Source organism: Marinomonas sp., from assembly GCF_039940335.1.
GTDB lineage: Bacteria > Pseudomonadota > Gammaproteobacteria > Pseudomonadales > Marinomonadaceae > Marinomonas.
Window position 1 is genome coordinate 218,190 of sequence record NZ_JBDVGW010000010.1, and the last position, 13,280, is coordinate 231,469.

General features: G+C 42.5%; 11 protein-coding genes. 8 read left to right on the forward strand and 3 right to left on the reverse strand.

Annotation, left to right across the window (positions count from 1 at the left end):
• Positions 1 to 5 precede the first annotated feature (5 nt).
• Positions 6 to 1,058 carry a 23S rRNA (cytidine(2498)-2'-O)-methyltransferase RlmM gene (gene rlmM, locus ABJF92_RS07185; RefSeq protein ID WP_446815123.1) on the reverse strand — a complete coding sequence of 351 codons (1,053 nt, stop codon included), beginning with the start codon at positions 1,056 to 1,058 and terminating at the stop codon, positions 6 to 8.
• Between the two features lie 43 nt (positions 1,059 to 1,101).
• On the reverse strand, positions 1,102 to 1,773 hold the full coding sequence (locus ABJF92_RS07190; protein WP_446815124.1) for a pseudouridine synthase: 672 nt from the start codon (positions 1,771 to 1,773) through the stop codon (positions 1,102 to 1,104).
• A 790-nt stretch (positions 1,774 to 2,563) separates the two neighbouring features.
• Here ABJF92_RS07190 and ABJF92_RS07195 point away from each other — a divergent pair.
• The 8 genes from ABJF92_RS07195 (at position 2,564) to ABJF92_RS07230 (ending at position 10,117) form a co-directional block, all read left to right on the forward strand.
• Entirely contained in the window at positions 2,564 to 4,117 is a 1,554-nt protein-coding gene (locus tag ABJF92_RS07195; RefSeq protein WP_446815125.1) for an ABC transporter ATP-binding protein, read from the forward strand.
• Entirely contained in the window at positions 4,114 to 5,181 is a 1,068-nt protein-coding gene (locus ABJF92_RS07200; RefSeq protein WP_446815126.1) for an ABC transporter permease, read from the forward strand. Before ABJF92_RS07195 ends, ABJF92_RS07200 begins: the two co-directional genes overlap by 4 nt.
• 9 nt (positions 5,182 to 5,190) lie before the next feature.
• Positions 5,191 to 6,123: an ABC transporter permease gene (locus ABJF92_RS07205; protein WP_445976903.1), complete on the forward strand. Its 933-nt coding sequence runs from the start codon at positions 5,191 to 5,193 to the stop codon at positions 6,121 to 6,123.
• A 67-nt stretch (positions 6,124 to 6,190) separates the two neighbouring features.
• The gene (locus ABJF92_RS07210; RefSeq protein ID WP_446815127.1) at positions 6,191 to 7,258 is read left to right on the forward strand and encodes a BMP family ABC transporter substrate-binding protein; all 1,068 of its coding nucleotides are present in this window, start codon (positions 6,191 to 6,193) and stop codon (positions 7,256 to 7,258) included.
• A gap of 155 nt (positions 7,259 to 7,413) precedes the next feature.
• The gene (locus tag ABJF92_RS07215; RefSeq protein ID WP_446815128.1) at positions 7,414 to 8,430 is read left to right on the forward strand and encodes an adenosine deaminase; all 1,017 of its coding nucleotides are present in this window, start codon (positions 7,414 to 7,416) and stop codon (positions 8,428 to 8,430) included.
• A 101-nt stretch (positions 8,431 to 8,531) separates the two neighbouring features.
• A complete protein-coding gene (locus tag ABJF92_RS07220; RefSeq protein WP_446815129.1) occupies positions 8,532 to 8,903 on the forward strand; it encodes a DUF2750 domain-containing protein in 372 nt (123 codons plus the stop codon).
• A gap of 90 nt (positions 8,904 to 8,993) precedes the next feature.
• Positions 8,994 to 9,932, forward strand: a complete 939-nt coding sequence (locus tag ABJF92_RS07225) for a class I SAM-dependent methyltransferase (RefSeq protein ID WP_446815130.1) — start codon at positions 8,994 to 8,996, stop codon at positions 9,930 to 9,932.
• A 14-nt stretch (positions 9,933 to 9,946) separates the two neighbouring features.
• Positions 9,947 to 10,117: a hypothetical protein gene (locus ABJF92_RS07230; protein WP_446815131.1), complete on the forward strand. Its 171-nt coding sequence runs from the start codon at positions 9,947 to 9,949 to the stop codon at positions 10,115 to 10,117.
• A gap of 51 nt (positions 10,118 to 10,168) precedes the next feature.
• Here ABJF92_RS07230 and ABJF92_RS07235 read toward each other — a convergent pair whose 3' ends face one another.
• Positions 10,169 to 13,273, reverse strand: coding sequence for an ATP-binding protein (locus tag ABJF92_RS07235; protein ID WP_446815132.1), 3,105 nt, complete (start codon positions 13,271 to 13,273; stop codon positions 10,169 to 10,171).
• Positions 13,274 to 13,280 lie beyond the last annotated feature (7 nt).

Here is a 13,280-nt window from a genome sequence, read left to right on the forward strand (position 1 = left end):
AAAATTTAATGAACGATAATGCAGACAGTAATCTCTTCCCTGTCATGGTAAAGGTGCTTGATTTGATATTGATAACCGACACCCGCTTGCGTCAAAAGCGTTTCAATCTTCTCTAGACAAAGCATAACTTCTTGGTATCGCTTCTTCATTGGTAACTTCAGGTTAAAAATGGCACGACGAGTCCAACCACTTGCCAGCCAATGAGCCATCAATTCTGCCACTTTTATCGGCCTTTCCACCATGTCACAAACTAGCCAATCCACCGTATAGGGTGGCTCATACTTAAAACCATCCGCTTTTTCGTGTTCAACTAGCCCTGTGCTCATGAGCTCTTTCTGCATGGGACCATTATCAATGGCAATTACATGAATGCCTTTTTTCACGAATTGATAAGTCCAACCACCTGGAGCTGCACCTAAATCAACTGCCGTCATTCCTTCAATCAGGTTAGCTTCACGCATGCGCTCAGGAACAAACTGCAAAAAAGCTTCTTCCAGCTTAAGCGTTGAGCGACTAGGACCTGCTGCTGGGAAGCGAAGGCGACGAATCCCCATAGGAAATTCACTACGACAGCGGTCGTAGGAGACTCCCAAGTAGGCTTCCTCACCACTCAATAAAAATACATGATGATGAACACCGACCGCTTTATTGCGCATCACTCCAGATTTTTTCCACCCTTGCTTTAAAGGCTTATCTAATTTTTTGATCAAACCAGAGAGAGATTTGGCGTCATTAGTATCGGCGGTATCAATCATCACATCTTGAGCTAAGGGCAATTCTCTTGCCGCTTCAAGAAGCGACTCAACCCGTGCCCCAGCCGCTAACTCAATCACATCATTAACCGCTATAATTTGGCGTGCGAAAATAAGCTTATTAAAGTCTAGCTGCGCTATTAAGCGCTCTCCAGCATCTGGCTCAGCAAAGTTGTACACAACATATCCAGCATCCTGGATCACGCTAGCGTAACCATAAAAGCCTTTCGCACTAGATACATCTGCAAGTTCAGCCGCACAGTCTTTCTCGAAACCTTGACGGCAATAAACCAAAATATTTTTCATTAAATTTCCTTCTCAGCTTTAGACAAAAGCCGAGCCAGTGTTATTACTTGTGTTGAGGCCAACTTAAATTAGCCTCTTTAAAATGATCATCAATAAAACTTGATAATTCTTGACTAAAGAGCTCTCCGCCAAAAGGCGCACTCACATACTGCTTACGCTCGCCTTGCCATTCAAAACTTAAGCGATAAGCGTGTAGATAACCTCGATCTGCAGGATCACCTGCATAACGTTCATCGCCATGTATAGGGGCGCTTAAGCTTTTTAATGCGACTCTTAACTGGTGTGTCTTACCCGTCAATGGACGCAAGAAGAATACTCTAACATCTTGAAAATGCTTAGAAAAAAACTGTGTCCTAGCTAGATTTTCGACACCCTTTGTCAACCGCCACTGGCCTCTTCGACTCGGTTCCATACCACCAATGACAGAGCCCTGCTTTTTCTTTGGCTTACGTTTAGAAAGCGCAACATAACGCTTTTCTATACTATGTGCCTCAAACATCGCCCCAAAGGTGGCGGCTGCTTTACTATGACAAGCCACGATCAATAAACCTGACGTCATTTTATCCAATCGATGGACAGGATAAAAAGTCTGTTCGGGGTATTGGCCCGCCAAGCTTCTCATAACTCCAGCGTCAGTCGATTCACTGTGAAAACTCATTCCAGCAGGTTTCGTAATCACCCAATAATCATCACTACGATAAACAACTGAAATCAAATGAGCCTCACAACGCAAAATAAGGGAAAAAGCCGGTAGCCAACAAGTTTATCCACAGACTTAGTGGACAACTCATATGTCAACCAGGAAAATAAAAAAAACTCTCTTTTGTGTTTTTTAGCCTGTGCAAAACACTCTTTAGCTCTCTAAAACAGTAGGCTTATGAGCCTAGTACTTTCTCTCAGCTCTCATCACGCCGTGCTATCACTTGAAAAGCAAAACAAGGCCTATACAAATGTTTTCGCGGATTCTACAGAAAACCTTTTACCTTTCCTAGGAATTGGCTCAGTTTAACCTACTTTGGACTTTTTCTACTGCTCGTTGCACTGATGCATCACCCAATAATGAATGACATAGATGGGATCATCATATTTAGCCTTTTCCCTCTCAAACTAAATCAAGACAATCATTAAGAGGTAAACAAGATTAAAAGACATCAAAATGAGAAATTTAAATAGCAACTTGTAAGAAGATGAGTGTTTAGAGGCAGACAACTAAGCGAAATTTACGTATCCTTCGCACCCAATAAGTGCACAAATAGAAGTATTGGCATAGATATTGATAGATACCAGATAATTCTAAAATACTTTAAATAAAGGGATTAATTTTCTGACCGAATGGATCATTTTCTTGCATGGTCAATAATAAAACAACCAGTTTGCACTATAATAGTGCTTGAGTTGGTTTATTTAGATATAGCCCACCATTCCGTTTTGAACTGGTGATTTAACTCGATAAAAATAGATTATTCCCTATTTTCATCTAAAGCCTTAACTGTAGAGATAACACAGTGTCGCAGACGTTAGAACAGCATAACCTTACAGCCAGACTTGAATTAGTCGAGTTGACGAAACAATATCCTGGCTGTCTTGCTAATGACCGCATTAGCCTGTCCCTTAAGCCTGGTGAAATTCATGCCTTACTAGGTGAAAACGGTGCTGGAAAAAGCACCCTTGTAAAATCTATTTATGGCGTGGTCTCGCCAGATACTGGTGACATTCTTTGGAATGGTAAGCAGGTGGAAATTAAATCGCCTTCCACAGCAAGAGACCTTGGCATCGGCATGGTTTTTCAACATTTCTCATTATTTGAAACCTTGACCGTCTGCCAAAACATCGAATTATGTTTGAGTAAAAAACAACTTTCTCAAATTGGCCACCTTGGCAATAAAATCACCGAACTTTCAAAAGAATATGGTCTAGATGTAGACCCTGACCGGTATGTACACTCATTATCTATCGGAGAAAGACAGCGAGTCGAGATAATGCGATGTTTGGTCCAATCGGTCAAACTTCTTATTTTAGATGAGCCGACTTCTGTATTAACACCTCAAGAAGTCAGTGGCCTGTTTGGCGTATTACGCACTCTCGCAAAAGAAGGTTGCAGCATTCTATTTATCAGTCACAAACTTCATGAAGTTACTGAGATTTGTGATCAAGCCACCATTTTGCGTGGCGGCAAAGTGGTAGACACCTGTGCCCCATCTGAAGAAACACCAGCGTCAATCGCCAAAATGATGGTTGGCGACTTAGCCGAGCAAGAAGCCGGCTACTCTAAAAAGCAAGGAACGAAAACAGCTTTTGCGATTAATAAGCTATCCCTTGCTGCCAAACAACCCTTTGGTACCGCGCTTAAAGACATTTGCCTAGACCTTAAAGCGGGTGAGATTTTGGGCATCGCAGGTGTCGCGGGCAATGGTCAAGATGAATTAATGGCAATTATCAGCGGTGAAGACTCTCGCAACGTCAAAGACTCCCTCACCCTTGAAACACTGTCCATTGGTCATTTGAGTGCCGGAGACCGCCGTCAATTGGGAATCGCGTATGTTCCCGAAGAACGTTTAGGTCGTGGTGCGGTTCCCGATATGAGCTTGACAGAAAACACATTGCTCACCCATAGCAAGGGCTTTGTGAAGAATGGACTCGTGCAATGGCAATCTTTAAAAGACTACGCCAACCGCTTAATTGATCAATACAAGGTTAAGTGTCATGGTGAGTTTTCCGAAGCCAAGAGCTTAAGTGGCGGCAACCTTCAGAAATTCATTATGGGGCGTGAGATCGGCCAAAACCCTAAAGTACTGATTTGTGCTCACCCAACTTGGGGAGTAGATGTGGGGGCCGCCCTCACCATACATCAGGCATTATTAGAGTTAAGAGACCAAGGCGCCGCGATCTTGTTGGTATCAGAAGACATTGATGAGCTTTTTCTGTTGGCAGATCGCATGGCCGCGGTGTGTGATGGTTATTTATCGCCCTTGGTACAAACCGAGCAAACTAGTATTGATCAAATAGGACAATGGATGGCCGGTACTTTTATTAATTCAACCACGGAGACTGTTGCATGATCCGTATCCAAGCTCGTACAGAACCGAGCACCTTCATGTCTTTTGCCTCACCTTTGCTGGCCATTACTTTTACCTTAATATTTGGCTTTGTGCTTTTTACCACCCTCGGTAAAGACCCACTTCAAGCGATGCATTTATTACTCATTGCCCCTCTTTCTGACAGCTATAACATTGGTGAAATGTTCGTCAAAATGGGCCCCTTGCTACTTTGTGCGGTTGGCTTGTCTTTGTGTTACCGGGCGAATATGTGGAATATTGGGGCTGAGGGCCAGCTTCTGGCTGGCGCCTTAGGTGGCTCCGCGGTGGCGCTTTATTTCATTGATTCGGACTCCTTTATTGCTCTACCTCTAACCTTGCTCGCCGGTATTATTTCTGGCATGGCATGGGCCGCACTTCCGACCTTCTTGAAATTACGCTTTAACTCGAACCTGATTCTGACCACCATCATGTTCAATTACATCGCCCTCTACCTGCTTATTTGGGCAGTAAATGGACCACTAAGAGATCCCGATGGCTTTGGTTTTCCTGAATCGGCTATTTTCTCCGACAATACCTTGCTACCAACTTTGCTCGATAGTGGACGTATTCACTTAGGGGTTCTATTCGCCATTATCTGTGCATTGATTGCTTGGTTTATTTTGAGTAAAACCCATCTAGGCTTCCAGATCCGCGTGTTTGGCGCAGATGAGCCCGCCGCTCGCTATGCAGGCTTTAAAGGCAAAAACATCAGTTGGTTTGTGATGTTGTTTGCCGGCGCACTAGCTGGCCTTGCAGGAGTTGGTGAAGTGACAGGCCCTATTGGCCAGTTAGTTCCAAACGTTTCCCCTGGTTATGGCTACTCGGCCATCATTGTGGCGTATTTGGCTCGATTACACCCATTAGGGGCCATTGTCGCGGCGGTTTTCCTTGCGGTGCTTTATATGGGTGGCGACTTGGCCCAAATTGAAATGGGCATACCGATTGCCGTGATTGGCATGTTCCAAGGTGTGTTGCTATTTTTCCTGTTGGCTTGTGATTTTTTCATCCGCAACCGCTTAACTTTTACTCATCAGAATGCTGCCTAGGAGCTTGTTGTGGACGCTGATTTAATTGTTCAAATATTGTTCGCCGCCATTAAAACTGGCACCCCATTGTTGTTTATCGCCTTAGGGGAAGTGATTTGTGAAAAGTCGGGCATTTTAAACCTAGGTCAAGAAGGCATGATGCTGATGGGCGCAGTTGTGGGCTTCCTTGCAGCCTACTCCACCGGCAACGCTGGCTTTGGTGTACTGGGTGCTATCGCCATGGGCAGTGTTATGAGCCTCATTTTTGCTGTGTTAGTACTACAATTGGGTGCCAACCAAGTCGCTACCGGCTTAGCCCTTACTATTTTTGGTACCGGTTTAAGTGCTTTCATTGGTTCGGGTGTCGTTGGCCAAACCATTCAAGGTTTCCAACCTATCGCCATTCCTTACCTATCGGACATTCCTTATCTTGGTCGTATTCTGTTTAACCACGATATTATTGTTTACCTGTCTTTCGTATTAACGGGCGTTATTGCATATGTGGCAAACAAAACACGCATTGGCTTGGTTTTAAAAGCCGTGGGTGAAAACCCTCATGCGGCCAACGCTATAGGCATTAAGGTGTTAAGAGTGCGTTATCTTGCCATCATGTTTGGTGGCGGCATGGCGGGCTTAGCGGGCGCTTATATGTCTTTGGTGTACACACCAATGTGGGTGGAAAATATGACCGCAGGACGCGGCTGGATTGCCCTAGCACTGGTTGTATTTGCTTCCTGGCGAATTGGTAACATTATGCTAGGGGCTTACCTATTTGGTTTTGCCAGCATTATGCATCTGGTATTACAAGGTATTGGTTGGTCGATCTCTCCAAACTTGCTCGCGATGCTGCCTTATGTGGCTACGGTAGTGGTGATGGTGATCATCAGCGCGGATCAATTTAAAGAAAAACTATTAGCCCCAAGATCTTTAGGCAAACCTTTTGACCCTAGACAAATGGCTTAATCGTATTATAACTAACCTTTCTCATTCATGAGAAAATCATCGCCTTCGGGCACCAAAGGAGCGAAATATGAAATTGAAAAGTTTATTGCTTGGTATTGGTCTACTAGTGGGAGTGGGTGCGGCTCAAGCAGCTGATCCATTTAAAATTGGTTTTGTCTATGTTGGCCCGGTTGGCGATCTAGGCTGGAGCTACGAGCATGACCGTGGTCGCCAAGAACTTGAAGAATATTTTGGTGATAAAGTAGAAACGACGTTTGTTGAAAACGTGCCTGAAGGTGCCGATGCTCAACGCGTTATCACTCAATTGGCAAAAGCAGGCAATGATCTGATTTTCACAACTTCTTTTGGTTTCATGAACCCTACTGTAAAAGTAGCGAAGCAGTTTCCTAAAGTAACGTTTGAACATGCAACAGGCTACAAACGCTCTAAAAACTTAGGTACTTATGTACTACGTACTTACGAAGGTCGTTATGTATCAGGTGTAACAGCCGGCATGATGACAAAGTCTGACACGATCGGTTACATCGGCTCTTTCCCGATCCCTGAAGTAATTCGTGATATCAATGCGACTTACATGGGTGCGAAAAGCGTTAACCCTAACGTGAAAATGAAAATTGTATGGGTTAACTCTTGGTACGATCCAGGTAAAGAAACGGATGCGGCAAACGCACTGATTGACCAAGGCGTAGATGTTCTGATGCAGCATACTGATAGCCCAGCACCACTTATTGCGGCAGAAAAACGCGGTATCCGTGGTATTGGTCAAGCGTCTGACCAAAGCCAATTTGCCCCTAACGCACACATCTTTTCAGTTCGTGATGATTGGGCTCCGTACTACATCAAAACGGCTCAAGCGGTTATGGATGGTACATGGAAACCAGCGGATTTCTGGGGTGGTTTTGACGAAGAAATGCTAACCCTTGCTTCTATCAATGACAATCTTCCAGCAGATGTTCGTAGTAAAATTGATGCGACATTCGCGGCTATTAAATCTGGTGAATTCAAACCTTTCACAGGCCCTATCACAGACAATAAAGGCAACCTAGTGGTCGCTGATGGTTATTCTTTGAATGATCAAGAGTTAGCACAAGTTAACTGGTATGTTGAAGGCATTACTGACGAAGTACCTCGTTAATTTCACCTGATACGCGTTAATTCTCTACCTTGAATAGACCCCCAGCCTTTGGGGGTCTATTTTTACTTCTACGAATACAAACCTATTAACACTTTGTCCTTATCTGCATACTAAACGCGGCATGACAAACCATATCCATTTTTTGAGGTCAGCCCATGGATTCTAAAGACACCCTTTTGCATTTATCCAAAACAATGCCAAAAACGGAGTTGCATCTACATATTGAAGGCACATTTGAAGCAGAACAAATGTTTGCCATTGCCCAGCGTAATCAGGTTCCACTTAAGTATCAAAGTGTTGAAACTTTAAAAGCTGCTTACCAGTTTACCAATTTACAGGATTTCCTAGACCTTTATTACCAAGGCATGTCCGTGCTGCTTCATGAAGTCGACTTCTATGATTTAACCATGGCTTACTTAACCAAGGTGCATGAAGAAAATGTTGTGCATGTTGAAATCTTTTTTGACCCTCAAGGTCACTTATCCCGTGGCGTGGCTTTCGAAACACAAATTACAGGGATATATCGCGCCTTACAAGACGCTCAGCAACAATGGGGTATGAGTTTTAAACTCATTATGTCTTTCCTACGCCACCTTAGCGAGGAAAGCGCTTTCGAAACCCTCAAACTTGCCAAACCATTTTTAAACTGGATTGATGGTGTTGGGTTAGACAGCTCGGAGCTTGGTCATCCTCCAGAAAAATTTCTAAGGGTATTCGCAGCCTGCCAAGAATTAGGCTTAAAAGTCACTGCCCATGCGGGTGAAGAAGGACCGCCAGCCTATGTATGGCAAGCCATTGATCAAATTAAAGTGGACCGTATCGACCATGGTAACCGTGCTTTAGAAGACGAAAAATTAGTGGCGGTGATTAAAGAGCAGGAACTAACGCTGACGGTCTGCCCGCTTTCCAATTTAAAGCTGTGCGTTGTAAATGATATGACTGACCATCCCATTAAGGACATGTTGGCCCTAGGCTTAAAAGCAACCGTCAATTCGGATGACCCTGCGTATTTTGGTGGCTATATGCAAGCGAACTACAATGCCCTGATTAACGATTCAGACATCAACAAAGCCGAACTCTATCAACTCGCAATAAATGGCATTACCGGCAGTTGGATGGACCAAGAACTTAAGTACCAACATTTGGACACGCTTAAGTCTCTATTCAGCTAACTCCTAAGGCATCAAGGAAAATCAAATTCGTTATTTTTCTTGATGCCTTATCCATCCCCCTCTGTGATAAACTCTCTTTTTTTATGTTGACGGATATTTCAATGACCACTCCTTTTTCTTCTGACGATACTTTTTTTCTGCTTAACAGTGCTGACCGTTATGACAAACTGGTCAAAACTATTCGCCAAGGGCTGTCTCTATGGACTTTAGCGGACTCAGAAGGCTGTTTAATCATTGCTCTTGGTCAGGATAAGGTTTTACCGATTTGGCCAAGCCAACAACACGCTGAGAGCTGGGGCAAAAGCGAGTATGAAGGGTTTAGTGGTTTAGAAATCACCGCCGAAAACTGGCAAGAAAAATGGTTGAGCGGAATGAGTAATGATGGCTTTATGGTAGGCGCAGCCCCTAACCTTGCCGGTGAATGTATTGTCTCTTCAGCGCAAGAACATGCACTGGATATCTCAACTAAATAGTCCAGCTCACCATGAGCTTTGCTAATTTCATTGGCCTCTTTGTCAGATGCCAGTAGAATACGGCCATCAATTCTCATACGATGGCCGATCATGGATTCAAGCACACTTCCCACTCTGACTGACACGCTTACTACAGCCTTTTCTCAACCAATGGATGGCATTCAAAGGCTATTTCATGGCCGGGGAAAATGTGTTGTTGGACTCGAGCAAATCACTGTTGACCACCTAGCTGATAACCTATTGATCTCTTTGTTTAAAGAACCTAGCGACGATTTTTTACATGCCTTGCTAGAAGCCGTTAAGCGCTGGGTTGATGAAAACATTTGGGGGCAACATCCGATCCAAGCCATCTTGTTACAGCATCGTAGTCGGGATAAAAGCCCAACGGAATGCCTATGGGGTGAATACAGAGAACCCTGTATAGCAGAAGAAAAAGGCTTGAAGTTTAAGCTCGACTTGATGAAAAATCAAAACTGCGGTCTCTTTCTAGACATGCTTAATGGTCGTCAGTGGGTCAGAGAACACAGCAAAGATAAACGAGTATTAAACTTGTTTTCCTACACCTGCGGGTTTTCCGTAGCGGCTTTGGATGGCAGTGCAGACTGTGTGATTAATTTTGACATGGCCAAGTCAGTGTTAAATCGAGGCCGTGAAAATCATCAGTTAAATGGTTTGCCTCTTGATAAGGTCAAATTTTTTGCCCATGACATACTCAAATCTTGGGGAAAAATACGCAAATATGGCCCCTATGATTTGATTATTATTGATCCACCGAGCTTTCAAAAGGGCAGCTTTGCCGTCACCAAAGACTATCAAAAAATCCTTCGTCGACTACCCGATCTACTGAGTAAAACAGGACAAGTATTAGCCTGTGTTAACGACCCAAGCCTGAGTAGCCAATTTTTGATCGATGAAATGGCCACGGCAGCACCAGAGCTAAGTTTCCAAGAGCGATTAGCCAATCCTGAAGTCTTCACTGATATTGACAGTGAACAAGCTCTTAAAGCTTTAATTTTTCAAAAACAATGATTACGGAGCAAAGCATGTCCAAGACAAGCATTCAATTTGAATACGAGAAAGAGACCAAGAACAGCGTACGCTACAAAGAAGTGCCCGAAGATGGCAAAGCTCCCATCGTCGGCAGCTTATACGTCCAAAAATGGTATGCGGGTAACAGCAAAAACCTTGAAATTACCATAGAGAAAAAAGATTAGCTGAGCGGTCTCGCGTGATAGCTCCTTGCAAAAGTATCTATCACGCTTCCTTTATGCATTTTGTTCTAACCATTGCATCACTTTCTTTTCAAACGAAGCAGGCTCTAAAGGTTTGGCGATAAAATCATCCATGCCGGACTCTAGACACGAGTCTCTATCTCCCGACATAGCCCCTGCAGTCATTGCTACAATGGGCACATGTTTGAGCTTATCTCCAATAGCCCCTTGACGAATAAGCTCTGTGGTTTCAAAACCATTCATTACCGGCATTTGGCAATCCATCAAGATAAGGTCGATCTCTTCATCATCAGGTAACGACTGAATTAAGCTAATGGCATCCGCACCATTTTTCGCATTGTGGACCTGTATAGGGTATTTTTCTAACAGCCCCTGGGCAACAAATCGGTTAATCTCGTTATCGTCCACGACAAGAACCTGATAGGACTTCTGCTTATCAATGACTTTTTGCTCGACATGACTCTCTACCGCTACCCAACCAGGAACCTCTTCTATTTTCAGCATTTGACTATAAGAAGATAATAGCTCTATTGGCAATACAGGGTGATCTAAATAGCAAACATTAGTCAATTCAGATAATGAACAAAATGCGTCTTGATTTTCAGAGTTTACCAATAGCAACTTACATTTATGATGTTCGACTGAATTGGAAAACCAATCTATAAATGGTTTATCGACCATGCTTGTTTCCAGCACTAACATCTGAGGCAAAGCTTGCTCTTGTAGACCATATAGCTCTTGCAACCGAGAGCCTGTCGTTACTTCCGCCTTCCAAGCTTTAAATTGGCTAACTAAAATAGCATTTTCATTTTTATCTTCTAGTAATATGTGACACTTAACTCCTAGCAGTAAAGGGCCTACCGCTTTTGGCTCTGCCTGCTTATCTAAATCCGCCTGCAATGATAAAGAAAATGTACTGCCTTGGTTAACCACACTATTTACTTGTATGTCACCGTCTAGTAACAGGGCTAGTTGTTTGCATATAGACAAGCCTAATCCTGTACCACCAAACGTCTTAGCGATAGAGTTATTTGCCTGAGTAAAAGGCTTAAAGAGTTTTTGTTGTTGATCCAATGAAATACCGATACCAGTATCAATCACTAAGATATCTACAACGACACGGTTATCATTCAGTCGATTACGATAGCTATTTATTTTAACTGTCACGCTACCACTTTCAGTGAATTTAAAAGCATTCCCTATCATATTTATCAAGATTTGCTTAATGCGATACCCGTCTGAAACTAAATGCTCACATTGTGCTTTGGTACAATCTAAATATAAGGCTAGGCCTTTCTCCTGAGCTTTCATAGACATACTAGAAACCACATCACTTACGGTTTCAATAATATTCATGGGCTCAATAGCAATGTCCAGTTTACCGGATTCCATTTTAGTCAGATCCAATAAATCGTTAATTAACACGGTCAGTGTGGAAACACTGCCTTTGGCCATATTCAAGTAGCCTAATTGCTTTTGAGATAACTGTTCACGGCTAAGAAGTTCCAGCATTCCACCAATGCCATTCAGCGGCGTTCGGATTTCATGACTAATATTGGCAACAAAAGCACTCTTTGTTTCATTCGCCTTCATAGCCTCATTAGTTGCCAATTCTAGTTGCCGAGTTCTTTCTTCAACCTGCTTTTCAAGAGAATCATTAATAGCAGCAATTTGCTGCTCGTTTTTTCTAGACTCGGTAATGTCACGAATGAGCGCAGCAACCGTAGGTGCAATAGCTGTATTACTTGGTACGACAGGCGATAAATTAATACTGAGTATCTGAACTGTGTTAGAACTGGCCGCGACTTGTACTTCTAAGGTAACAGAGCGCTTCGCTGAAATAATATCCGTTAATAACCCCTCAGATATGGGCTGCTCATTAGCTTCCGATTTAAGGTAATCAAATATCTTACTTTGCTTTGCTTGGTTCTCATTCAATCCAAAAAGATAAGAAGCTGACTCATTCCAGCTCAGGATTTTACCAAATTTATCGGTACTTATAATGGCATCAGAGGACCCCGTAACAATAGCTTCATAGCGAGATTGATCATCGTACAGGGATAAACGCCGGTTAATTTGGCGTTGATAAATATAAATAAAGATGATGACAAGTACAAATACCCCCATCATTAAATATAAAATTGATTGCTTACGTTGATTTAGCAACGCTGAAATATTATCTTCTGATATGCCTGTAACCAAATAAATAGATCGCCCTTCTCTGGTTGACAGCATTAATTTGCTGCCATATAGATAATAATCAGTACGATCAATAAAATTCGTCTGTATGATTTTATTTGATATCGGTAATGTTTGAGTGTTTGTTAAAGTGGTCCATTTTGCATCTTTTTTATCAAGATCAAAGCCAAAATTTAGCTCACTATAGGGAGAGTCTACGAAATATCCTTCATTATTGAGGATAAATAAGGATAGACCTGTCCCTCGTATATCTTCATGTAATAGCTGAAGTAATGCTGTCGCATCTATATTGATGATAATAAAACCAAAATAGTTGAATTTTTTGTCGTAAATGGGCTTGGCTATTCGATAGGTAGGCCAAATTGGCTCTTCGACTTCTCCATATTCTCTATTTAACGTAATGTCTGAAAGATATTCTTCATTAGGCGATACCTTCGAAATTTCTTTAAAATAATCTGTATCACTCTTTTCTTGTAGTAAATCTGAAGACACTGCATTGACATTATCACCTCTTCGCTCTATCCGCAGCAGCTCTTTACCACTCTGATGCTCTCCTATTATCCTTATTTGGCGAATTTCAGGGTTTGCTAGTGTAAAAGCAATCAGTATCTCTTCTATTAAACTTTTAACTGAGCTTTCATCTTGAGCTGAATTTTCGTCAATATCCTTTTCATACATCTCGGTAAATAATCTAACAGCAGGGATTGTATGCAGAAAATTAATTTTGTTTCTAGCTTGTGATATACGACGTTCAAAGTTGGTGACACCATTATGGTTTACTTGCTGTAGCACCTGACTTTGCTGCTCTATAACATTTTTTTCGATATACCAAGAGAAAATAAAATAGAACACTCCACTACACAGCAAAGCAATTACAAACGCACTAATAGGTAGTAGGTTGCTGGAAAAACTAGTGCGAGCATTAAGTTTAGTGTTCAAAATATTT

Bases quoted from the DNA above. Each gene is read 5' to 3' on its own strand.
- ABJF92_RS07220 (WP_446815129.1), top strand. From the start codon at position 8,532: ATGACCACTCCTTTTTCTTCTGACGATACTTTTTTTCTGCTTAACAGT.
- ABJF92_RS07225 (WP_446815130.1), top strand. From the start codon at position 8,994: ATGGATTCAAGCACACTTCCCACTCTGACTGACACGCTTACTACAGCC.
- rlmM (WP_446815123.1), bottom strand. From the start codon at position 1,058: ATGAAAAATATTTTGGTTTATTGCCGTCAAGGTTTCGAGAAAGACTGT.
- ABJF92_RS07230 (WP_446815131.1), top strand. From the start codon at position 9,947: ATGTCCAAGACAAGCATTCAATTTGAATACGAGAAAGAGACCAAGAAC.
- ABJF92_RS07200 (WP_446815126.1), top strand. From the start codon at position 4,114: ATGATCCGTATCCAAGCTCGTACAGAACCGAGCACCTTCATGTCTTTT.
- ABJF92_RS07210 (WP_446815127.1), top strand. From the start codon at position 6,191: ATGAAATTGAAAAGTTTATTGCTTGGTATTGGTCTACTAGTGGGAGTG.
- ABJF92_RS07215 (WP_446815128.1), top strand. From the start codon at position 7,414: ATGGATTCTAAAGACACCCTTTTGCATTTATCCAAAACAATGCCAAAA.